Annotated in this window: 20 protein-coding genes; 17 read left to right on the forward strand and 3 right to left on the reverse strand. The window is 51.8% G+C overall.

Features of this window, described 5'->3' with window-relative positions; all coding sequences use genetic code 11:
- The first annotated feature begins 200 nt into the window (after window positions 1-200).
- From D3P08_RS02465 to D3P08_RS02485, 5 genes are all read left to right on the forward strand, one after another.
- The gene (locus tag D3P08_RS02465; protein ID WP_119597817.1) at window positions 201-1,553 is read left to right on the forward strand and encodes an extracellular solute-binding protein; all 1,353 of its coding nucleotides are present in this window, start codon (window positions 201-203) and stop codon (window positions 1,551-1,553) included.
- A gap of 97 nt (window positions 1,554-1,650) precedes the next feature.
- The gene (locus D3P08_RS02470; protein WP_240647216.1) at window positions 1,651-2,544 is read left to right on the forward strand and encodes a carbohydrate ABC transporter permease; all 894 of its coding nucleotides are present in this window, start codon (window positions 1,651-1,653) and stop codon (window positions 2,542-2,544) included.
- A gap of 18 nt (window positions 2,545-2,562) precedes the next feature.
- Window positions 2,563-3,396 (forward strand): carbohydrate ABC transporter permease, encoded by an 834-nt coding sequence (locus D3P08_RS02475; protein ID WP_119597818.1) that lies wholly within the window; start codon window positions 2,563-2,565, stop codon window positions 3,394-3,396.
- 31 nt (window positions 3,397-3,427) lie between these two features.
- On the forward strand, window positions 3,428-5,272 hold the full coding sequence (locus D3P08_RS02480) for a sensor histidine kinase (protein ID WP_119597819.1): 1,845 nt from the start codon (window positions 3,428-3,430) through the stop codon (window positions 5,270-5,272).
- Between the two features lie 78 nt (window positions 5,273-5,350).
- Window positions 5,351-6,517, forward strand: coding sequence for a response regulator transcription factor (locus tag D3P08_RS02485; protein WP_119597820.1), 1,167 nt, complete (start codon window positions 5,351-5,353; stop codon window positions 6,515-6,517).
- Between the two features lie 83 nt (window positions 6,518-6,600).
- Here the strand turns inward: D3P08_RS02485 and D3P08_RS02490 are convergent, their stop codons facing one another.
- Entirely contained in the window at window positions 6,601-7,212 is a 612-nt protein-coding gene (locus D3P08_RS02490; protein WP_119597821.1) for a superoxide dismutase, read from the reverse strand.
- Between the two features lie 367 nt (window positions 7,213-7,579).
- Between D3P08_RS02490 and D3P08_RS02495 the strand changes: the two genes are divergently transcribed.
- The 8 genes from D3P08_RS02495 (at window position 7,580) to folE (ending at window position 12,326) form a co-directional block, all read left to right on the forward strand.
- Window positions 7,580-8,002, forward strand: a complete 423-nt coding sequence (locus D3P08_RS02495; protein WP_119598015.1) for a GNAT family N-acetyltransferase — start codon at window positions 7,580-7,582, stop codon at window positions 8,000-8,002.
- A gap of 118 nt (window positions 8,003-8,120) precedes the next feature.
- On the forward strand, window positions 8,121-8,678 hold the full coding sequence (locus tag D3P08_RS02500; protein ID WP_119597822.1) for a DUF402 domain-containing protein: 558 nt from the start codon (window positions 8,121-8,123) through the stop codon (window positions 8,676-8,678).
- A complete protein-coding gene (gene lepB, locus D3P08_RS02505) occupies window positions 8,675-9,202 on the forward strand; it encodes a signal peptidase I (protein WP_119597823.1) in 528 nt (175 codons plus the stop codon). Before D3P08_RS02500 ends, lepB begins: the two co-directional genes overlap by 4 nt.
- 28 nt (window positions 9,203-9,230) lie before the next feature.
- The gene (rnhA, locus tag D3P08_RS02510) at window positions 9,231-9,665 is read left to right on the forward strand and encodes a ribonuclease HI (protein WP_119597824.1); all 435 of its coding nucleotides are present in this window, start codon (window positions 9,231-9,233) and stop codon (window positions 9,663-9,665) included.
- 3 nt (window positions 9,666-9,668) lie between these two features.
- Window positions 9,669-10,832: a tRNA epoxyqueuosine(34) reductase QueG gene (queG, locus tag D3P08_RS02515; protein ID WP_119597825.1), complete on the forward strand. Its 1,164-nt coding sequence runs from the start codon at window positions 9,669-9,671 to the stop codon at window positions 10,830-10,832.
- Window positions 10,829-11,368, forward strand: coding sequence for a methylated-DNA--[protein]-cysteine S-methyltransferase (locus tag D3P08_RS02520; protein ID WP_119597826.1), 540 nt, complete (start codon window positions 10,829-10,831; stop codon window positions 11,366-11,368). The genes queG and D3P08_RS02520 overlap by 4 nt, the downstream gene beginning before the upstream one ends.
- 108 nt (window positions 11,369-11,476) lie before the next feature.
- Complete coding sequence (locus tag D3P08_RS02525; RefSeq protein ID WP_119597827.1) at window positions 11,477-11,698, forward strand: YneF family protein; 222 nt, start codon at window positions 11,477-11,479, stop codon at window positions 11,696-11,698.
- A gap of 34 nt (window positions 11,699-11,732) precedes the next feature.
- A complete protein-coding gene (gene folE, locus D3P08_RS02530; protein ID WP_119597828.1) occupies window positions 11,733-12,326 on the forward strand; it encodes a GTP cyclohydrolase I FolE in 594 nt (197 codons plus the stop codon).
- An 84-nt stretch (window positions 12,327-12,410) separates the two neighbouring features.
- Here the strand turns inward: folE and D3P08_RS02535 are convergent, their stop codons facing one another.
- Window positions 12,411-13,466: an alpha/beta hydrolase gene (locus D3P08_RS02535; protein ID WP_119597829.1), complete on the reverse strand. Its 1,056-nt coding sequence runs from the start codon at window positions 13,464-13,466 to the stop codon at window positions 12,411-12,413.
- Window positions 13,467-13,736: 270 nt separating this feature from the next.
- Between D3P08_RS02535 and D3P08_RS02540 the strand changes: the two genes are divergently transcribed.
- Window positions 13,737-14,480 carry an IclR family transcriptional regulator gene (locus D3P08_RS02540; RefSeq protein WP_119597830.1) on the forward strand — a complete coding sequence of 248 codons (744 nt, stop codon included), beginning with the start codon at window positions 13,737-13,739 and terminating at the stop codon, window positions 14,478-14,480.
- A gap of 762 nt (window positions 14,481-15,242) precedes the next feature.
- Here the strand turns inward: D3P08_RS02540 and acnA are convergent.
- Window positions 15,243-17,954, reverse strand: coding sequence for an aconitate hydratase AcnA (acnA, locus tag D3P08_RS02550; RefSeq protein ID WP_119597832.1), 2,712 nt, complete (start codon window positions 17,952-17,954; stop codon window positions 15,243-15,245).
- 271 nt (window positions 17,955-18,225) lie between these two features.
- Here acnA and D3P08_RS02555 point away from each other — a divergent pair, with 271 nt between their 5' ends.
- From D3P08_RS02555 to D3P08_RS02565, 3 genes are all read left to right on the forward strand, one after another.
- Window positions 18,226-19,494: an amidase domain-containing protein gene (locus tag D3P08_RS02555; protein ID WP_240647218.1), complete on the forward strand. Its 1,269-nt coding sequence runs from the start codon at window positions 18,226-18,228 to the stop codon at window positions 19,492-19,494.
- A gap of 41 nt (window positions 19,495-19,535) precedes the next feature.
- Entirely contained in the window at window positions 19,536-20,696 is a 1,161-nt protein-coding gene (locus D3P08_RS02560; RefSeq protein ID WP_119597834.1) for a D-alanine--D-alanine ligase, read from the forward strand.
- A gap of 91 nt (window positions 20,697-20,787) precedes the next feature.
- Entirely contained in the window at window positions 20,788-21,105 is a 318-nt protein-coding gene (locus D3P08_RS02565) for a hypothetical protein (protein WP_119597835.1), read from the forward strand.

The raw sequence follows: 21,105 nt of genomic DNA on the forward strand, positions 1-21,105 counted from the left end.
CAAGTCTCCTTTTTATCCGAATAGGCAAATCCCATTTATTCTATGCGGCATATGCCTAGCTGGTGAAACTATGCTTGCGGCGTCGCCAATATGTATAAAATTTCAACACAAATAGTTGATTTTTTGTATGTTGAGAAATTTATAAAAAGAGTAAAGTTAATCCTGTAAGCGATCACAATATTTTGAGGGGGATTACAAAGATGAGCAAAAAACGCGCACTCGGCCTAGTATTAGCTACTGCGTTAACGTTTACGTTAGCGGCGTGCGGCGGCAATAACGCGAATAACAATACCGGCGGCAGCAGCGCACCGGCAGCGACGGACAGCGCAAGCGAGAAACCGGCAGAAGGCAAAAAAGTAACGTTGACGCTTCAAACGATCCAAACGGACAAATCGACGCCTCAGTATCAAGTTGAAGAAGAGATCGTCAACAACTATATGAAGGAATTCCCTAACGTCAAAATCGAGTGGGACCGTCTCGACACCGAGCAGCAAAAAGTGAAGCTGAAAACGCAAGCCGCTTCGGGCGAAGTCGCGGACATCACAATGGTTAACCCGGGCGCCCAGCTGCAGCCTTTCGCAGACGGCAAAGTGCTGGCGCCGCTGAACGACATGCTGGAGGACGAGGAGCTGAAAGGCACGTTCCTGGAAGGCGTTCTGGATTATTACTCCTTCGACGGCACGTTATACGCTCTGCCTTACAACATGAACCTGGCGGGTATTTTCTACAATAAAGAGCTGTTCGAAAAAGCCGGCGTAGAAGTTCCGACTACATTTGAAGACCTTATCGCGACATTCCCGAAATTCAAAGAAGCGGGCATCGCTCCAATGATGCTGGGCGGAAAAGACAAATGGCCGCTGTCCTTCATGTTCACGAACATTCTGCAGCGTGTGAACGGCGGACCGAAGTTCTTGGATGAAGTGAACGCAGGAAATAAGAAATTTACAGATCCGGTATTCGTTGAAGCGCTGCAAAAAACAAAAGAGCTGATCGATGCAGGCGCTTATCAAGAAGGCGCGGCTACTTTCGACAACACGACGGCTTCCCAGCAGTTCCGCGACGGTAAAGCGGCCATGTACTTCATGGGTACGTGGGAAATCTCCGCCATTGAAGCTTCTGAGGTAGTAGGCGGCAAAGTCGGGTTCATGCCGTTCCCTACAGTAGCCGGCAAAGGCAATGCAAAAGACTACGTCGTCGCTCCTGGTACGGCTTATGCGCTTGGCGCGAACAGCGACAACCTGGAAGAAGCGAAGAAATTCCTGAAATACCTGCTCATCAACTATCCGAAGGTCGCATTCGAGAAAAAAGCGGCTGTAGGCTTGGCGCAAAAGGTAGACGGCGACTTCAAAGCTGCCGGCTACTCCGATCTGGCGATTGACGCTCTTTCCCGCTTCAACGAAGTGCAAGGCGGCGACATGAACTTTGACAACGTGATTGAGCCGGCTACGACGCAAACGCACTTGACTGGTCTGCAAGGCCTCCTGATCAAAGACGTGAACGTTGAAGAATTGGCAGCCGAGCATCAAAAAACATGGGAGCTTAACAAGAAGTAAAAGCCTGTCAAAGCAATGAGGAAACGATAAGAGGAAGAATGACAAAGGGAGCCGAAAGGTTCCCTTTGCCAATGATAATGAGTGGGAGGGAAAGCTAGTGAACGGAGTGTTGCGTGTAGGAAAATGGACGTTAGCGGTATTCGTCCTTCCCTGTCTGCTGTTCTATCTGGCCTTTGTTTTTGCGCCGATTCTCGTTTCGGTTTATTACTCGTTCGTCGAATGGGCCGGAATGGGCGCGCAGAAGTTTGTTGGATTTGAAAATTTTAAAGTGCTGCTTACACAAGACCCTATTTTTTGGCCGTCCGTGCTGAGGACGCTGTATATTTCCGTAGCTTCGCTTCTGCAAATCCCGATCGCGATCGTGGTTGCGATCCTGCTGAGCCGTTACGTTAGACGCCCGAACTTTTTGGTCTCCAGCTATTTCCTGCCGGTTATTTTATCCGTAGTCGTCATCGGCCAGCTGTGGAAGTCCATTTATAACCCGGCTTCGCTCGGCGGCATGATCAACCAGATGCTGGTGAAATTTGGTCTTGAATCATGGACAAGAACGTGGCTAGCGGATTCGGAATTGGCGATTTTCGCTTTATGTGTCGTGATCCTCTGGCAGTTTATCGGATACCACGTCCTCATTCAATTTACCGGCGTTCAAAATATTTCGACCGATATTTACGAGGCTGCCAGCATCGACGGCGCGGACGGCTTTAAAGCGGACCGCTACATTACGCTTCCGCTGTTGTCGCCGGTTATTAAAATTTCGACCGTCCTCGCCGTAATCGGTTCGCTTAAAGCGTTCGACTTAATTGTCGTGATGACCGGCGGCGGACCCGCCAATACGACGGAAGTCATCTCCACGCATATGTATTTCATGACCTTTAATTCATTCAAATACGGATACGGCAGCGCAATTTCAACGTTCCTCGTCATTTTCTGTCTTGTGATGACGGTTCTGTTGAACATGGCGTTCAAACGCGCCGAAGAAGCCGCCTCTTAGAGAAAGGAGAAGTTGACGATGAAGGATTTTCGTTCTTTAAGACGTGCAGGCGCATGGGTAGTTATGAGTATATTGGCGGTAACTCAGCTTTATCCGCTGGTATGGCTTCTTCTATACTCGTTTAAAACGAACAGCGAAATAACGTCAGGCCAATTTTTTGCACTGCCGAAGGAATGGGTGTGGCAAAACTACTCGGACGCATTTACTTCGGGCAACTACTTGAAGTATATTGGCAATAGCATATTTGTAACGGGAGTCACTCTGGTGCTCACGATCGTATTTAGCGGTATGGTTTCCTACGCGATCACGAGGTTCAAATGGCGGTACGGCAATCTGGTCATGCTGGTATTTATGATCGGAATTATGATTCCGATTCAATCGACGCTGCTGCCCCTCATGGTCATTTTCAAAAATATGGATATTTTGAACACGCACGCTTCGATTATTATTCCTTATGTCGCGTTTTCGCTGCCGATAGCGGTGTTCATCCTGTCCGGATTTATGAGAAGCATTCCGACTGAAATCGAAGAATCCGCGATGATTGACGGCGCGAACATTTATCGGATATTTTTCGGCATTATTTTGCCGATTATCGTACCGCCAATTATGACCGTGACGATATTGACGTTTATTTCGATATGGAATGAATATATTATTGCTGCTACATTCTTATCCTCCGATTCACTCAAAACACTGCCGTTCGGTCTGAACAGCTTCGTCGGCCAATATACGGCGAATTACGGCGCGATCGGCGCATTCCTCGTGCTCGGCGCGCTGCCGGTCGTCATCGTCTACTTCATTCTTTCGGATAAAATAACGAAAGGCATGGTAGCAGGCGCCGTCAAAGGATAAAGCGGCACGCATATAAGGGGGCGTCATCTTCTTGTTCGGACTTCGGCTTAATACGTTTCGCGCGCGTCTGCTCATGTGGACTCTGCTTTCTACACTGGCGCTGGTTATTGTACTGGCTGGCACATTTTATCAATACACAGCGCAGCAGATCGATTTAAAGGTCGGGGAGGCTGCGCAGCGCAACGTATCCCAAGCGATGGACAACTTCTCTCTGCTTGCCAGAGGTTATGACAGCTTGACGAAATCGATCATGAGCAACACCGAAATTCAGCGGCTCCTGTCCCGGGAAGAGACGACCCCTCAGGATGAATTTAACAAGGAGCTGCTTATGATGGGGGCGCTCGGAACGATTTTCTACAGTTATAACGAGGTGAAGGGCATACATGTCATCTCTCCTGTAGGCAATGTATACAGCTATGAATCGACGACCCATAAAATTAACCGAAACTTCCTGCAAGGCGATTTTATGGATGAGCTTCGCCAGTCGGACGGTTCGCTTGTATGGGGCGGCATGCTCGGCAATAAGTCGTTGACGCTTCGGGACAACGATCCGGTATTTACGCTAGGCCGGGAGATGACAAATCTGGTCACGAGAAGGCCGATCGGGATTTTAGTTATCGAAGCGGATCCAAGAAATCTGATTTCTTCCATGAATAATTTGATGATCAAACCAGAAAGCCGTTCCTACGTTTTTTCAGCGTCGGATTCGCTTCTGGTTTCTTCGCATCCAGGCGAGGAGATTACGAATCCGTCGTTAACGGAATTATCCCGCTACCCGTTTCAGGAGCAGGCTCTGGATGTCAGCAACAAGGATAATCTGATCGTAACGGCTGAGGACCCGAAGCTGGGGTGGAAGCTGATTACGATTACGCCGAAGCCTGTCGCGAAGCTTGAGATGGCGGCGGCTAACCGCTATTTTATTATCGTCACCGTCGCCGTCATTCTCTTGGCTATCGCCATCGCCTTTATATTATCCCGCTCGATCTCAAAGCCGATTAAATCGATCGTGCAGGAGATGCGGCGCGTGGAGCGGGGCGACCTATCCACGAAGATTCAAGCGGATAAATCGTATGAAGAAATCAATTATTTGAATACGCACTTTAACCGGATGGTCAGTGAAATTAACGGGCTGGTCGTCCGAAACAAAATAGCGGCTGCCAGCGAAAAGAACGCGCAGATTCACGCGCTGCAATCGCAGGTTAACCCGCATTTCCTTTACAACACATTGGAGATGATTTATTGGCTGCTCGATGAGCAGGATAATGAGAAGCTGGCTAATCTGGTGCTTTCGCTGTCCCGCATTTTCCGGTACAGCAGTGACTGGAGAAATTCGGTCGCGACGCTCAAGGATGAGTTGGAGCAGATCGGTCACTACATGCTAATCATAGGCGCACGATCTGACGGCCGCATCCATATTCAGCATGACATTGATGAAGAGCTTCTGCTTACGGAGCTGCCGAAGATGACGCTGCAGCCTCTCATTGAGAACGCGGTTATTCACGGATTGGCATCCTATACGGGTGAAGGAACCATTACGATAACGGCATGCCGCGACGGACAAGTGATTGAAATTCAAATCCGCGACGACGGCGCGGGCATTCCGCCGGCCAAGCTGGAAGAGCTTCAGCAGTCGCTGAAAAGGGCGGAACGCCTGGAGTGGAACGAACTGATGGAGGAAGAGAAGCGGAGCCAGAGAGAGGAGCCCGCCATCTATGGACGGTCCAAGGGATCGGGGGCCGGCTTCCTTAACGTTCACCGCAGACTGGTGCTGGAGTACGGCGCAGGCTACGGCTTGCGCATTGAAAGCGAAGAACATAAAGGGACGGTTGTAACGATTGTCGCTCCGGACCTTTCTGCTATAAAACCAAAGGCTTGATCGTTTCAAGCGAGATTACGGCTAGCGGACGCTTTCGCAACATGCTTGGCCTAGGCGAAGCATTCGAGGAGGGATGACATGCACATTATTGTCGTCGATGATGAGAGAACGATCCGCGAGGGCTTGAAGCGCACAATCAGCGGCGCATTTCCCGATATTCGCGTCAGCACGGCGGCCTCGGCCGCAGAGGCGCTGGCTATCCTGGTTCAGGAACGGGTTCATGTCGTCCTGCTGGATATTATGATGCCGGGGATGAACGGATTGGAGCTGCTGGCCGAGGCGCGCGGCACGTACAAAGAAATCCAGTGGATCGTGGTGTCCGCCCACTCCGAATTTGCTTATGCGCAGGAAGCGCTGCGGCTTGGCGCTAAGGATTATATTTTGAAGCCGTTCGGTAAGGAACATATTGTGAAATTGGTGGCCGAGCTGCAGGAAGAGTGGCGTAAAGCGAATCAGGGGACGGTCCGCTCGGACCTGCTGGAGCAGAATTTGAACTATTTGCGGGAAGCGGTATTCCGCAGATGGATACAAGGGCTTGATATCGGGCGTTTCGATTTAAGCTCGGTTCGGGATGAGTATGAACGGTTTCATCTGCTTGCCGTTACGCTGGAGAGCAATCCGGAGCTGTCGCTGCGGAATTTTATCGTCGAGAATGTGATGACGGAATATATCCAGCTGAACGGCAAAGGATTTATGATCAATATGGACGGGGATTTCCTGGTCGGAGTGGTTACGCTTAAGGATGAGGTAGGAGCGGCCGCTTTCAAAAAAGGCGCGGAGTCGTATTTAAACCAATGTCTGAAGGTTCCTTATCAGTTATATATGAGCGAACTGATGGATGATTTCTACGCGATTCCTGCGAAAATTCGAAAGCTCCATACGACGCCGGCTGAAGCGGAAGAGCCGTCATCAGAAAGCAAAAACGATATCATCGACATCGCGATTCAATATATGAAACGCAGCTATCAGGAGAACCTGTCGCTTGAGCTTGTTTCATCCGTTGTTTATTTGAACCCGGTCTACTTCAGCAAGCTGTTTAAACAAAAAACGGGGACGGGCTACAAGGAATATTTGACGAATATTCGGATGGAAAAGGCGAAAGAGCTGCTTGCCAGTCCGGAGCTGTCGATCACGAAAATCGCCGATATGGTCGGCTATCCCGACGTCCGTCATTTCACGCAGGTGTTCCGCAAGCATTATGACTGCACGCCAAGCCAATTCCGGCACGATAAAATTCAAGCATAAGAGCTGCCTGCGGGCAGCTTTCTTCATATAAAGAAACCTCAAGCGGTTTATGGCCGGCTTGAGGTTTCTGGAGAAAGGCTACATTATTTCACTGCAGCTTCGTAGCGTTTGCCAACTTCAGCCCAGTTCACAACGTTCCAGAACGCTCCGATGTAGTCAGGGCGTTTGTTTTGATATTTCAGGTAGTAAGCGTGCTCCCAAACGTCCAGGCCAAGGATCGGCGTTTCGCCTTCCATGATTGGGCTGTCTTGGTTAGGCAGGCTGTATACTTTCAGTTTGCCGTTTGCAACAGCAAGGAATGCCCAGCCGCTTCCGAAACGAGTCGTTGCAGCCTTCGCGAATTCCGTCTTGAACGCTTCGAAGCCGCCGAGCTCGCTGTCGATCGCAGCTGCAAGAGCGCCAGTAGGAGCGCCGCCGCCGTTCGGGCCGATTGTTTCCCAGAACAGGCTGTGGTTCGCATGTCCGCCGCCGTTGTTGCGTACAGCCGTACGAATCGACTCAGGCACGCTAGCCAGGTCGCCGATCAGCTCTTCAACGGATTTGCCTTGAAGCTCCGGAGCGGACTCCAGCGCCGCGTTCAGGTTCGTCACATAAGTGTTGTGGTGACGTCCGTGGTGGATTTCCATAGTCATTGCATCGATATGCGGCTCAAGTGCATTGTGCGCATATGGCAGTGCAGGTAGTTGATGTGCCATTACGATTTACCTCCTAAAATTATGTAGGTTTGATCAAAACCATTATCCCTTATCGGAAGGAATAAATCAACATTGTTGTTGAAAAAGTCTGGCGCTTTACAAAGGGTTTAATGAACGTTCTTTATTTAACCAGCCATATCGTCTCACCGTTGGAATCTTTTTATACAAGGAGTAAATATAACCGGGAATAATGAAATAAATAGAACGAAAAACGATGAAAGCGCTTAAAATTAAGCGTTTTCATGAGAAAACCGTCGATAAGTTTAATTTTTTATATATTTTTCTGCGAAAAAAGAAGGAATAGCGATAATTACGTCGTATTATATACAGATACGAGACTATGACATGGTAGAAGGTGTATATGGATATGAACGTACGTTCCTTCCAGTTGTCTGATTACAAGCCGCTTACAGAACTGCTAGAGGAAGTTCTGACAACGGAATGTTATGAGCAAACGATGGAAGCATTTGCTCGTCAATTGTCATGGGATAGTGATTTGGTTTTGGTCGCTGTCAAGGAATCCGAAATCGTCGGTATGATTATCGGAACGATTGATAACAACAAAGGCTATTACTATCGAATTGCAGTTTCTCCGAATCATCAACGAAGCGGCGTAGGGAGAGCGCTTGTATCGGCACTCCGTCAACGCTTCGAGCAGCGAAACGTTACAAAGATCTTAATAACGGCCGACGAGCACAATGAGCCCGTTCTGCCGTTATACGAAGCGATGGGATTCGCTTCGACGGATTTCTTCAGAGCTTTCCAGAAGCTTAGTATCGTGACGGGCTAGTATATAGAGAGCTATTGGCAATTCGTGTTTAACATGGAGCATATCTGCATCGCCGTTGCATTTGGCGCTCAGATATGCTTTTCTTATAACTATAAGGAAATTGAGGAGCACGAACAGCATGGAACGATACGAGCAATGCATCATTAAGAGCTTCAAACATAACGGTCATCTCCATCGGCTGTGGCAGCAAAATTGGCTTGTGCCAAACGACGCTTTAATCGAGGATCATCAGAAGGAATCCATGATCGTTCTCATTAATAGGCAGACACCTATCCAGGAATCGGACGGAAAGCAGTGGATAAGCCGCGTGCCGGCGGTTTCTTATTTTATCCCGGGACAGTGGTTTAATGTTGTGGCTCTTCTTGAAGGAAGCGGTGTACGGTATTATTGCAACATTGCATCGCCGCCTTACCTTCAGGGCGGAGTGCTGACGTATATCGATTATGATCTGGACGTCATTCGAACGGCGGACGGAAACCGGTATATTGTCGATCAAGATGAATACGAGCAGCATAAGAGGCTGTATCATTATCCGCAGTCTGTTCAAAGTAAGGTCTATGAAGGACTGAATGCTCTGCTTGACCGCGTCGAACGAGGCGCCGCGCCTTTCTCGGATGACGCGGCTTTCGCTTATTATGAGGGCTGGCTGGAGAGCACGGGCGGGTCGGAGGAATGAGTCTGGGGCAGCTGCTGCTGAATTGGCTCAAGACGACGGCGGTTACGATTGGCGCCGCGTTGCTTTTGTTTCACTTTGTCTTTACGCTGTCCCCCGTGCAAGGCCATTCGATGGAACCGACGCTTAGGGAGAAGCAGTGGGTATTCGTCAATAAGACCGCATATTGGTTCCATGCTCCCCGAGCGGGCGACATTGTCATTTTGAAGGGAGCCATCGGCGGTCTGGCGGGTAAGCAATATTTGGTCAAACGGATTATCGGCGAGCCGGGCGACCGGATTGAAATTTCAGGCGGAAAGCTGTACCGTAACGGATTGCGTTTGGACGAGCCTTACACCGATACGTTAATCGAGGATCCGAGCTATGGGCCGATCGTGGTCGAGGACGGCCATTATTTTGTAATGGGCGATAACCGGCACCTGCTGGCCAGCCTGGACAGCAGAATCTTTCAAGCCGTGCCGGCTGAGCTTATAACGGGAAGGGCAGACCTCATCGTCTGGCCTATGCGGGAGTTTGAGCTTTTATAATAATGAAACGTTGAGCGGAGGTGCAAGAATGAAGGAAGTAATGATCTATACGGATGGAGCTTGCTCCGGGAATCCTGGTCCGGGAGGCTGGGGGGCCGTACTGTTTTACGGCGAGCATAAGAAAGAGATCTCGGGCGGCGAAAAAGCGACGACAAACAACCGGATGGAAATTAAGGCCGTCATCGAAGCGCTCAGCTTGCTCAAGGAGCCGTGTACGGTGAAGGTGTACAGCGACTCCGCGTATGTGGTGAATTGCTTTCAGAACGGCTGGATTCACGGCTGGCTGCGCAACGGGTGGAAGAACAGCAAGAAGGAGCCTGTTGAGAATCAGGACCTGTGGAAGCAGCTGTGGGAGCTGATGAAGAAGCATACTGTCGAATACGTGAAGGTAAAGGGACATAGCGACAATGAATGGAACAATCGCTGCGACGAGTTGGCGCGCGAAGCGATAAAGAGGCTTTAGGCGATGACGGACCGTTGGGACAACCTAAAACGCGAGATGAAGGAAGCCGCTAGGGAGCTTGGCATTGACGCGATCGGAGTCGCTTCCGCGGAGCCGTTCACGACGCTGAAGCAGCGGCTTATTCGGCACCGCGAGCTCGGACGGGAATCGGGCTTCGAGGAGAAGGATCTGGACAAGCGGACCGATCCGTCGCTGCTCTTCGACAAGCCGCAGAGCATCATTGCGATCGCCGTGGCCCATCCGTCTAAGCTGCCCGACCCGCCGAAGTCGGAGCCCGGAGCAAGGCGTGGAATAATGGCCCGCACCTCCTGGGGGCAGGACTACCATAGCGTGCTGAGGAACCGGCTGCAAAGGCTGGAGGAATGGCTGAGGGAGCGCGTCCCGGACTTAAGAGCCGAAAGCATGGTCGATACCGGCGAGCTGTCTGACAGAGCGGTAGCGGAGCGGGCAGGCATCGGCTGGAGCGCCAAAAACTGCGCGATTATTTCACCGGAGCTCGGCTCATGGATCTACCTTGGCGAGATGATCACGAATTTGCCGCTGCCTCCGGATGAGCCGGTAACGGAAGGCTGCGGAAGCTGCAACAAATGTATCGACGCTTGCCCGACAGGCGCGCTTGTCGGACCGGGCGAGCTGGACGCGCGGAAATGCGTCTCCTTCCTTACCCAGACGAAAGAAATGCTGTCCGATGAATTTATGCGCAAGATCGGCAACCGTCTTTATGGCTGTGACACCTGCCAGATCGTATGCCCCGCGAATAAGGGCAAGAACTGGACGCAGCATCCGGAGCTGCAGCCCGATCCTGAGCTGGCGAAGCCGCTGCTTACGCCGCTGCTTACGATCGGCAACCGCGAATTCAAGGAGCGTTTCGGAGGAACTTCGGGGGCATGGAGAGGCAAAAAGCCGATTCAGCGCAACGCGGTCATCGCGCTTGGCAACTTCAAGGACCCAAGCGCGGTTCCCGATCTGATCGGCGTGCTGGAGAACGATACAAGACCCGTGCTGCGCGGAACAGCGGCATGGGCGCTTGGCAGAATCGGCGGCGAGCAGGCGGAGAAGGCGCTGCATGAAGCGAAGGGGAAGGAAGAGGACAAGGAGGCGCTCGACGCAATCGAGTTTGCGCTTAACATGCTGCGAGGCGGCATGAAAGAGGAGGAAGTCAGATGACGGCTGTGTACGCGGCAGAGATGGACTCGATAATCGGTCCGCTTGTGCTGGCCGCAACGGATCAGGGGCTCTGCAACATTCATTTCGGAGGGCTGGATGAATCGCTTGAGACGTTAAAGGGCTGGTCGAAGCGTCACCTTGCCGGCTCTCAGGGTGAGCTTATGACGGTCGGCGCGGCTGAGCATCCGATTCTGAAGGAAGCGTACGCTCAGCTTCAGGCGTATTTCGATCGCAGGCTCACAAGCTTCGAGCTTCCGCTCCATATGGCGGGCACGCCGTTCCAGTTAAAGGTTTGGGAGGCGCTCCGCGCGGTCCCGTACGGCGAGACCTGCACGTACAAGGATATTGCGCTCGCAATCGGACAGCCCGGCGCTATGAGAGCGGTTGGGGGCGCGAATAACCGCAACCCGGTGCCGGTCATTGTGCCTTGTCACAGAGTGATCGGAGCAGGCGGCCAGCTTGTCGGATACGGCGGCGGGCTTCCGATTAAAGTAGCTCTTCTCGATCTTGAGCAGATGGAATGGAGGCTCGTTTAGCCAGTCCGTTCCTGGCTGTCCGGTTCATTGCGAACAAGGGTCGAACATGCTATTATACAGTGATGCTGTAATATTTTTCTCATTTTCAAAAAGGGTCAGGTGAAATAAATGGAATGGTATACCATCGTAATTCCAATTGTGACGTTGATCGTCGGCGCGATTCTTGGATTCATTGCGGGCGTCTTCTATTTGCGGAAGCAAATCGAAAAAATGCAGAATGATCCGGAAATGATTCAGCGGATGGCAAAGCAAATGGGGTATAACCTAAATAAACAGCAAATGACGCGCGCCCAAAATATGATGAAAAATCAAAAGTTTCCTCGCAAATAATAAGCGGGGTTAGGTCCGGAAGGAGCGGATACGAATGGCGGGTTTGAAGGATTACGTCAATTCGAAGGTAACGAACAACCGGGAGAAGATCGAATACCATATCAAAGAAATATTGAAGCTGATCGGCGAGGATGTCGAGCGCGAAGGCTTGTTAGAGACGCCTGCTCGCGTAACCCGAATGTATGAAGAGATCTTTGCGGGCTATGAAGTCGATCCCAAAGACGTGCTTGGCGTATCGTTCGATGAGCAGCATGAAGAGCTGGTAATCGTCCGGGATATCGTGTATTACAGCCAATGCGAGCACCACATGGCGCCGTTCTTCGGAAAGGCGCATATCGGCTATATCCCAAGCGGCAAAATTGCCGGGCTGAGCAAGCTTGCGAGGCTCGTCGAAGCGGTTACCCGGCGTCTTCAGGTTCAGGAGCGCATCACCTCGCAAATTGCCAATATTATTGAAAGCGAGCTTTCGCCGCATGGCGTAATGGTTGTCGTGGAAGGCGAGCATTTGTGCATGTGCGCGCGCGGCGTGAAGAAGCCGGGCAGCAAGACGGTTACTTCGGCCGTACGCGGGGAATTCCGCACAAGCGAGGCGCTTCGTTCGGAATTTTTGGCGCTGCTTAAGCAATAACAGAGTAAAGAAGAAGAGCATGCTTCATGCGGGGGAATACGCCGCGCGGAGCATGCTCTTTGTTATTGGATGAGCTTGGTTACATTAGACTTCCCGCTCAGCCTGAATCTCGCTGTCGACTTGACTGAGGAATAGGGCAGTTCGCTGAATATATTCTCTCGGATGCATCCGGAATAACATTTCATGCTGGCCGTCCTCGACAATCCAGGAACGCGATAATACGTTCGTTTGGTTGTCGGCGATCGCTTCGGCCGTGCTGAAAGACGCTTTGACATCATTGGTTCCGTGAATGATATAGATTGGCATGTCATAAGCGTTTCCAATGACTTCGTCGGCCGGAATCGAGCCGAAGCTGCTTCCCGTCCAAAGCGGAATCATCGCCTCGATTAGCGGCAATGACGGGAATCTTGGCAGCGGCACAAATTGATTCAAATTATCGAATAGAGCTTCGGAGCTTGGAATAAATAAGCTGTCTAAAATCATGGCGTCGATTTCATCCGTCTGAAGAGCTGTCTGCAGAGCCGTTCCGGCGCCCATGGAGAAGCCCCAGACGACAATATCCTCCGCGCCTCTTGATTTCGCATAGTTAATGGCGGCCAGCAGCTGTTGAGACTCCTCACGGCCTCCGGTAGCCGGCGCTTTATATTGCTCGGAAGCGTATCCGTAGTCGAATAAAAGCACGTTATAATTCAAATCGTGAAGCAGCTTGGTCAGTTCGTACATCGGCACCCAGTCTTCTTCCCGATTCGCGCCGTAGCCGTGGCTGAACACGACGGTCCGCACCGATTCGGAAGCGACAGCCGGCTCGACGGGAACATACCAGCCGCTCACCGTTGTCTCACCGCTGTTGCTTGGGAATACGACGTCTTCGTAAGAGACGCCGATCGCATCCTTTGGGTTCGAGGACAGCGGCGCAACATACGGATAGGCGAGAAGCCATGCGACATAACCGTGAAAAATAATGACAGCAATCATACACATCGCAAGCAAGGAGGCGATTGTCGCGAGAAGCAAATGCTTACGCTGCCCGGTTGTTCTTGCTTTGGGAGCAATAGGTGCCGGCAGCAGACCGGGCAAAGCGGGAAGCTGAGGGGATAACCCCTCCATGGGATGTGTCGTCGTGATTGTCGTGGTGGTCATCCTGATATCCCTCCTACAGCCATCTATCGTTTTGAAAGCGCTGCATATTTCGTCTTATTTTTATGGTAGTAGAGTCCTATGAGCCTGTCAATTCGTGTCGCCGGATTGTTAGAGGCTTGTAATCGATCTGTAATGTTGTATACTAAATGAGAATGGATTTCATTCATTTCGAAAAAAGGTTTCAGCCGATGAAACTCGAATATAATAGAGAATAAGGACTAGGGAAGCGTTTAGAGATGGACTTCACAGAGATTAGGGAGGTGAACGGCTGTGGAAGAAGGAAAGTCTACGGTACGCGCGGTTGATCGGGCGCTCGATATTCTGCTTTGCTTTACTTCGAAGACGGATTGGGCGATGACAGAAATCGCCGAGCATGTCGGCCTTCACAAAAGCACGGTTCACCGTATGCTGGCAACGCTTGAGGAGAAAGGCTTTATCGAGCGGGACCGGGCAACGGACCGTTATCATTTGGGACTTAAGGTCTGGGAGCTGTCCGCGAATTTGTCGCGCACAGACGATCAGGCGACGATATGGCTGCCGGAGATGGTAAGGCTGCGAGACCAGCTTGGCGAAACCGTCAGCATTTATGTGCGTGACGGGGCGGAGCGGATCCGGATGCAGGCGGTGCAGAGCAATCAGCCTGTCCGCCGGGTAGCGCCGGTTGGCGTGCGGCTTCCGCTTTATGCGGGCGCGTCCAGCAAGGTGCTTATCGCGTTCTCGGAGCCCGCAGTTCGCGACAGTATTCTGGAATCGCCGTCCTGGCCGGCTTCAATCGACCGTAAGCAATACGAGCAGCAGCTGCAGGAAGTTGTAACGCAGGGCTACGCGACCAGCTTCGAGGAGCGGGAGGAGGGCGCCGCGGCGTTGTCCTCGCCGATCTTCGACCGGTTTGGAAAGGTTGCGGCAGCGCTGTCCGTTTCCGGCCCGGCGAGCAGGCTGACGATGGAAACGATGCGCGAATATGCGCCGGTCATGATGGAAGCCTCGAAACGGATGGGCACGATGATGAAATAGCATAATGGGAAAAACCTTCATACTCGCGATGAGCGAGCATGAAGGTTTTTTTAATGGGCTTGGCTGGTGAGTGCCGCGGCTTTGCAGGCGCTTGGCTGCGGCGCATGCATCAGTAAGCCGAATTTTACGGCTTACAGAGTACTGTGGCACGGTCCCTGCGTCAATAAGCTGATTTATACGGCTTACAGAGTACTGTGCTGCGACTCCTGCGTCATTAAGCCGATTTATACGGCTTACAGGTTGCTGGAGTGCGGTGGAAGCATCAATAAGCCGATTTTTACGGTTTACTGGCTTGATTTCTACGCAAGTATCAGTAAGCCGTCTATTACAGCCTAGAGCTGTTATTGAGTGGCTTTAAGTCCGCGGCGACGCAAACCGGCGTAATTGATTTTTTAGATGGTTCAAGTCGGCGACGCCGCCTTAAATCGGTGAAACTGGACTTTTTAAGTAATGTAAGTCGTTCATACCGCCTTAAATCGGTGAAACTGGACTTTTCAAGTAATGTAAGTCGTTCTAATCGCCTTAGATCGGCGTTCTTGTCCTTCTAAAGTAATGTAAGTCGCTCATACCGCCTTAAAGTAGCAAGAGAGCTCAATTCGGATAAAAGAAGGCGGCTATACCTCCTTAAATCGGCAGGGTAGCCGGCCCGGAAGAGAATAAACCGGCCACACCGCCTTAACTCGGAGGAAGTAAAAAAAGCCCTGAAACTCAGGGCTTTTTTCGTTTGCCGCGCGGCCGATTAGGACCGCGCGAGCTGTATTATTACATGTTAGCGATCATTTGACGAAGCACCGTTTGCAGGATGCCGCCGTTGCGGTAGTAGTCTACGTCAACGAGGGAGTCCAGGCGAACGATCGCTTGGAATTCGAACGTTGTGCCGTCTTCGCGAGTCGCTTTAACGGTAACCGTCTGACCAGGCTGCACGTCGTTGGAAAGACCCGAAATATCGAATGTCTCTCTTCCTGTAATGCCAAGAGTTTTCCAGCTTTGGCCTTCTTGGAACTGAAGCGGAAGAACGCCCATGCCAACCAAGTTGGAGCGGTGGATACGCTCGAAGCTTTCCGCGATAACCGCTTTAACGCCCAGCAAATAAGTGCCTTTAGCCGCCCAGTCGCGGGAGCTTCCAGTACCGTATTCTTTGCCGGCGATAACAACGAGGTTTTTGCCTTCAGCTTGATACTTCATGGAAGCATCGTAGATGGACATCACTTCGCCAGTCGGCAGGTATGTTGTAACGCCGCCTTCTGTACCAGGAGCCACTTGGTTGCGGATCCGGATGTTCGCGAATGTGCCGCGCATCATGACTTCATGGTTACCGCGGCGGGAGCCGTAGGAGTTGAAGTCCTTGCGTTCTACGCCGTTCTCAATCAGGTATTTGCCGCCCGGGCTGTTAACCGTGATGTTGCCCGCAGGGGAGATATGGTCCGTCGTAACGGAATCGCCCATAAGAGCCAGCACGTTAGCCGCAGGAATGTTTTTGATGTCGGCCACTTCGGAGCCGAGGTTTTCGAAGAACGGAGGGTTTTGGATATAAGTGGACTTCGCGTCCCACTCGTAGCTTTCGCCTTCCGGTACGTCGATTGCGTTCCAACGCTCGTTCTGCGTAAATACATTTTCGTATTTCGCGTTGAACATTTCCGGGTTAAGAGCCGTAGCTACAGCTTCTTTGATCTCGGCGTTAGTTGGCCAAATATCTTTCAGGTAAACCGGCTGACCGTCCTTGTCATGGCCGATTGGATCGTTGGCCAGGTCGATATTAACCGTGCCCGCCAGCGCATAAGCGACAACAAGCGGAGGAGAAGCCAGGTAGTTTGCTTTAACTTGAGCGTGAACGCGTCCTTCGAAGTTACGGTTACCGGACAATACAGCCGCTACCGTCATGTCGTTGTCCGCGATCGCCTTGCTTACTTCGTCAGGAAGCGGGCCGGAGTTACCGATACAAGTTGCGCAGCCGTAGCCTGCAACGTGGAAGCCCAAAGCTTCAAGCGATTCCAGCAGGTTCGCTTTCTTCAAATATTCCGTAACGACCAGCGAGCCTGGTGTCAGGGAGCTCTTCACGTAAGCCGGCTTCACTAGGCCGCGCTCAACGGCTTTCTTCGCAACGAGGCCTGCGCCTAGCATAACGCTTGGGTTGGATGTGTTCGTACAGCTTGTAATCGCCGCGATCACGACTGCGCCAGTACCCATTTTGGATTCGACGCCGTTCGGATGCTGAACCGGTACAACCTGCTCGATTTTTTCCTCTGTCAGACCATAGCCGCCTTTGTCGATCGGCGTGCGGATGATGCTGTTGAAGGATTCCTTCATTGCCGTCAGCTCTACGCGGTCTTGCGGACGCTTAGGACCGGCAAGGGAAGGAACGATCGTCGACAGATCCAGCTCGATGATATCGGAGAATACTGGATCAGGAGTAGCGTCCGTGCGGAACATATCTTGCGCTTTGTAGTAAGCTTCAACAAGCTGAATTTGCTCTTCTTTGCGGCCGGTTTGACGCATGAAATCAAGCGTTTCGCGGTCCACTGGGAAGAAGCCGATTGTTGCGCCGTATTCCGGTGCCATGTTGGCAACCGTTGCGCGGTCAGCCAGGCTGATGTTGGACAAGCCAGGGCCGAAGAACTCGACGAACTTGCCGACAACGCCTTTTTTACGAAGCATTTGAGTGACAGTCAGGGCAAGGTCGGTCGCTGTCGCGCCTTCCGCCAGGCTGCCTGTCAGTTTAAAGCCGATAACTTCCGGCATGACGAAATACAAAGGTTGACCCAGCATGCCGGCTTCCGCCTCGATGCCGCCGACGCCCCAGCCAACAACGCCAAGACCGTTGATCATCGTTGTATGGGAGTCTGTACCTACGAGGGAGTCCGGGTAGACAACGGTTTCGCCGTCAACCGTTTTGGTAGCCGCTACGGATGCCAAATACTCCAGGTTCACTTGGTGAACGATACCTGTTCCCGGAGGAACAGCGCGGAAGTTATCGAACGCCGTTTGCGCCCAGCGCAGGAAGCGGTAACGCTCTTCGTTGCGCTCGAATTCCACTTTCGTATTGTATTCCAAAGCTTCCGGGCTGCCGAAAGCGTCAACCATGACCGAGTGGTCGATAACAAGGTCGACAGGCACAAGCGGATTGATTTTTTTAGGATCGCCGCCTGCTTTCTTCACGGTATCGCGCATAGCCGCGAGGTCAACGACTACAGGTACGCCGGTGAAGTCTTGAAGAACGATACGGGCAGGGATAAAAGGAATCTCTTTGTCCTCGCGTCCTTTTGCCCAGTTCGCCAATTGCTTCACATGTTCTTTCGTAATCGCGCGTCCGTCGAATTGGCGCACAGCCGCTTCAAGCAGCACTTTAATCGAGAAAGGCAGCTTGGAGATGTCGCCAAGACCTTGCTCTTCAAGTCCGCCAAGACGGTAATAAGCGTACTGCTTGCCGCCGGATTCCAGCGTTGCGCGAACAGAATACTCGTTTTGTTTTGACATTCGCTATTCTCCTCTTCACATCGTTATTGTTGTTTCACTAGATGAAACATAATTTCAAAAAAGCTTATGTCTCTAGTATAGCTTTAAATAGGGCTTTACGTAAAGACCAATTGTGACCAATTTCTAGCTAAATACCGCCGTTATCGGCAATTACGAAATGAAAATGTTACATGAATACGGCAGGGCGTTCATATAATGAAGCAGTCAAACTCTGTTACGGTATTGGTTGGAAAAATACGGCATAATTTAATCTGGATCGGGAGGGCTCGAGATGTCTAAATCTGGTAACCGAATGCCCGCAGGCGGGCGCGCGAGACGCGACGATAAAAAAACGAGAAAAAACGGCAAATCGCCATCGGCCTCCTCGGAACGCCTTAAAAAGACGATTTCGCCTGCCGACATCCGGTTGAACGATAAGGAAGATAGGCAAGAGAGGAGCAGTGAGCCCCACAAACCGAAGCTGAGCTCGCTGCTCCAATCCTCTGATATTGCCGGAACGCGAGGTGCTATTCTCAACCGGAATTGGAGAAGCTCCATTCAACAATACATCAATTTATACAATCAGGCGGAGACGGAGCAGCATTCGCGCGTGTTAACCGACTTTGTCGCCGATCCGATTCACGGCGACCGGCTTCGCCTGCGTCTCGAGAGGCTTCGGGAGCGGGATCTGTACCGCGGCGCGCTCCCTGCCGGCAGCGAGACGAAAGCCGAGCTCGTGCGGGTGAATGAATCCGCCAGCGAAGTGTCTGTGCTGCTGAGGCTCCATATTAAAAGAAGGATGGAGCAGGGCGGACGCTTCTACACGGAAGAGCGTTATGAATACGAACGATTATGGCTTGCTTCTTCGGGACCTCATTGGGAAGTGCTGCAGATTGAGCCGGTCATCGCGGAGCGGAGGCCGCGTTACGGCGCTTCCGTATTTCAGCGGACGCCGGAGCCGGAAGAAGCTCCGGGCGAAGAAATCTACATCATGCCTTCGCTGCCTTACTTAAATTATGACCTAATGCCGGGATTCAAAAACCGGGTGAAGGGTATTCGTTACAGGAGAGATTTGGCTGCGGCGTATGCGGACCGCTGGTGGAATGAAGGAAACCCCGCGTATGAGCTGTTCGAGGTCAACTGCACGAATTACGTATCTCAATGCATCTTTGCAGGCAATGCCCCTATGAACTATACTGGTAAAAGGGGCAACGGCTGGTGGTATAAAGGAAGGAACGGCGGCCAGGAATGGTGGAGCTACAGCTGGGCTGTATCCAATTCTTTAACGCAATATTTATCCGCAGCCCGCAAATCCGGCCTTCGCGCTTTCGAGACGGAGACGGCAGGCGAGCTTCAGCTTGGCGACGTTATTACATACGACTGGAACGGAGACGGACGGTTTGAGCACAGTACGATCGTCACAGCCTTTGATTCGGCCGGTCAGCCGCTAGTTAATGCCAATACGGTAGCCAGCAGACACCGATTCTGGGATTACCGGGATTCTTACGCATGGACGAAAGCAACACGCTATCGTTTTTTTCATATAGAGGATCTGCTTTAGGCATGCCTGGAAGGGAAATTACATCATACCGGAGGATAACTATGGGAACCAAAGTAAGAGTAGGGCTTGTGTACGGAGGAAAGTCCGGCGAGCATGAAGTGTCGCTGCAGACGGCATTTGCGGTTATGCGCGAATTCGATTACAGCGAATACGAAATCAAGCCTTTTTATATTTCGAAACAAGGCGAGTGGAAAAGCGGCGACGTGCTCCTTGCTCCGCCTGAGAGCGTGGAGGCTCTTCGTTATGGATCGGAGTCGGGCGGAACATCGACAACCGCGCTGTCGCCGCTGTTCAGCGCGCTCGACAGCAAGTCTGTGAAGAAGACCGGCGAAGCGACGATTAGCGGACAACCCGCCGTCATCGATCAGACGCAGGGAGAAGCGGTCGACGTGATGTTCCCGCTGCTTCACGGCACCTTCGGGGAAGACGGCACGATCCAAGGATTGTTCGAGATGGCGAACATCCCTTATGTCGGTGCAGGCGTGCTTGCATCGGCCGTAGGCATGGACAAGATCATGATGAAAAAGGTATTCGCGCAGGAGGGGCTTCCGCAATGCGTGTTCCGCTATTTTAACCGGACGCAGTGGGAGAAGGATCCGAACTATTTCATCATGGAATGCGAAGTGTCGCTTGGTTATCCATGCTTCATCAAGCCTGCGAATTTAGGCTCAAGCGTAGGCGTCTCCAAAGCGAGAAACCGCGAGGAGCTGATCGATGCCATTAATTACGCTTTCCGCTTTGACCGTAAGGTAATTGTCGAGGAGTTTATCGATGCGCGGGAGATCGAGGTCAGCGTTCTGGGCAATGACGAGCCGATCGCTTCGGTTCCGGGAGAAATCGCGCCGTCCAATGAGTTTTACGACTACAAGGCAAAATATATCGACGGCAAGTCCACGATGATCATACCGGCCGAGCTTCCCGAAGAAACGGCGGATGCCGCCCGTGAAATGGCGATTCGCGCGTTTTTGGCCATTGACGGCTCTGGGCTTTCCCGCGTCGATTTCTTCCTTCGGAAGGAAGATAATCGGCTGTTGATCAATGAAGTGAATACGCTGCCCGGCTTTACGCCTTTCAGCATGTATCCGCTGCTTTGGCGCGAAACAGGCGTGCCGTACAAGGAACTGCTAAAAACCTTAATACGCCTGGCGCTTGAAAGGCATAAGGAAAAGCAGCGAATCGACTATACCGGGGAGTCTCTCTAAGACAGCTCAAATGCAAAAAAATATGCCGCGCGGCGCTCCGCAAGTGGAGCAGGTTGCGCGGCTTCATTTACAAGGAAGGATGGGTTGAAGCATGGGATTTCAAACGGAATTTAATTCGGTCTGCAAATTCAAATCCGAGCAAGAGCTGTATGAATTACTGGAATACGGGAAGGGCAAAATGGTGAAGAGCGGATTTCGCGTATATCCGACCGGTCAGAAAGTGATCGCGTATACGCCGAACAACGAAGCGATTGCCATTGTGCGCATTTCCGCGTCCATTGCGGAAATTAACTTCCAAGGCGAAGAAGTGACGCAGGTGGAGATGGAGCTGATCCGCAAATTAACGGACGAGGAAGCGAGGGTGCAAACCGCGCTGGCCTACGAAATGTTTTTTGGGGAGCGAAATTAA

It is taken from the genome of Paenibacillus nanensis (assembly GCF_003583765.1).
GTDB classification, from domain to species: Bacteria; Bacillota; Bacilli; order Paenibacillales; family Paenibacillaceae; genus Pristimantibacillus; species Pristimantibacillus nanensis.

Bases quoted from the DNA above. Each gene is read 5' to 3' on its own strand.
- D3P08_RS02465 (WP_119597817.1), top strand. From the start codon at position 201: ATGAGCAAAAAACGCGCACTCGGCCTAGTATTAGCTACTGCGTTAACG.
- D3P08_RS02475 (WP_119597818.1), top strand. From the start codon at position 2,563: ATGAAGGATTTTCGTTCTTTAAGACGTGCAGGCGCATGGGTAGTTATG.
- D3P08_RS02485 (WP_119597820.1), top strand. From the start codon at position 5,351: ATGCACATTATTGTCGTCGATGATGAGAGAACGATCCGCGAGGGCTTG.
- D3P08_RS02490 (WP_119597821.1), bottom strand. From the start codon at position 7,212: ATGGCACATCAACTACCTGCACTGCCATATGCGCACAATGCACTTGAG.
- D3P08_RS02495 (WP_119598015.1), top strand. From the start codon at position 7,580: ATGAACGTACGTTCCTTCCAGTTGTCTGATTACAAGCCGCTTACAGAA.
- D3P08_RS02500 (WP_119597822.1), top strand. From the start codon at position 8,121: ATGGAACGATACGAGCAATGCATCATTAAGAGCTTCAAACATAACGGT.
- lepB (WP_119597823.1), top strand. From the start codon at position 8,675: ATGAGTCTGGGGCAGCTGCTGCTGAATTGGCTCAAGACGACGGCGGTT.
- rnhA (WP_119597824.1), top strand. From the start codon at position 9,231: ATGAAGGAAGTAATGATCTATACGGATGGAGCTTGCTCCGGGAATCCT.
- queG (WP_119597825.1), top strand. From the start codon at position 9,669: ATGACGGACCGTTGGGACAACCTAAAACGCGAGATGAAGGAAGCCGCT.
- D3P08_RS02520 (WP_119597826.1), top strand. From the start codon at position 10,829: ATGACGGCTGTGTACGCGGCAGAGATGGACTCGATAATCGGTCCGCTT.
- D3P08_RS02525 (WP_119597827.1), top strand. From the start codon at position 11,477: ATGGAATGGTATACCATCGTAATTCCAATTGTGACGTTGATCGTCGGC.
- folE (WP_119597828.1), top strand. From the start codon at position 11,733: ATGGCGGGTTTGAAGGATTACGTCAATTCGAAGGTAACGAACAACCGG.
- D3P08_RS02535 (WP_119597829.1), bottom strand. From the start codon at position 13,466: ATGACCACCACGACAATCACGACGACACATCCCATGGAGGGGTTATCC.
- acnA (WP_119597832.1), bottom strand. From the start codon at position 17,954: ATGTCAAAACAAAACGAGTATTCTGTTCGCGCAACGCTGGAATCCGGC.
- D3P08_RS02555 (WP_240647218.1), top strand. From the start codon at position 18,226: ATGTCTAAATCTGGTAACCGAATGCCCGCAGGCGGGCGCGCGAGACGC.
- D3P08_RS02560 (WP_119597834.1), top strand. From the start codon at position 19,536: ATGGGAACCAAAGTAAGAGTAGGGCTTGTGTACGGAGGAAAGTCCGGC.
- D3P08_RS02565 (WP_119597835.1), top strand. From the start codon at position 20,788: ATGGGATTTCAAACGGAATTTAATTCGGTCTGCAAATTCAAATCCGAG.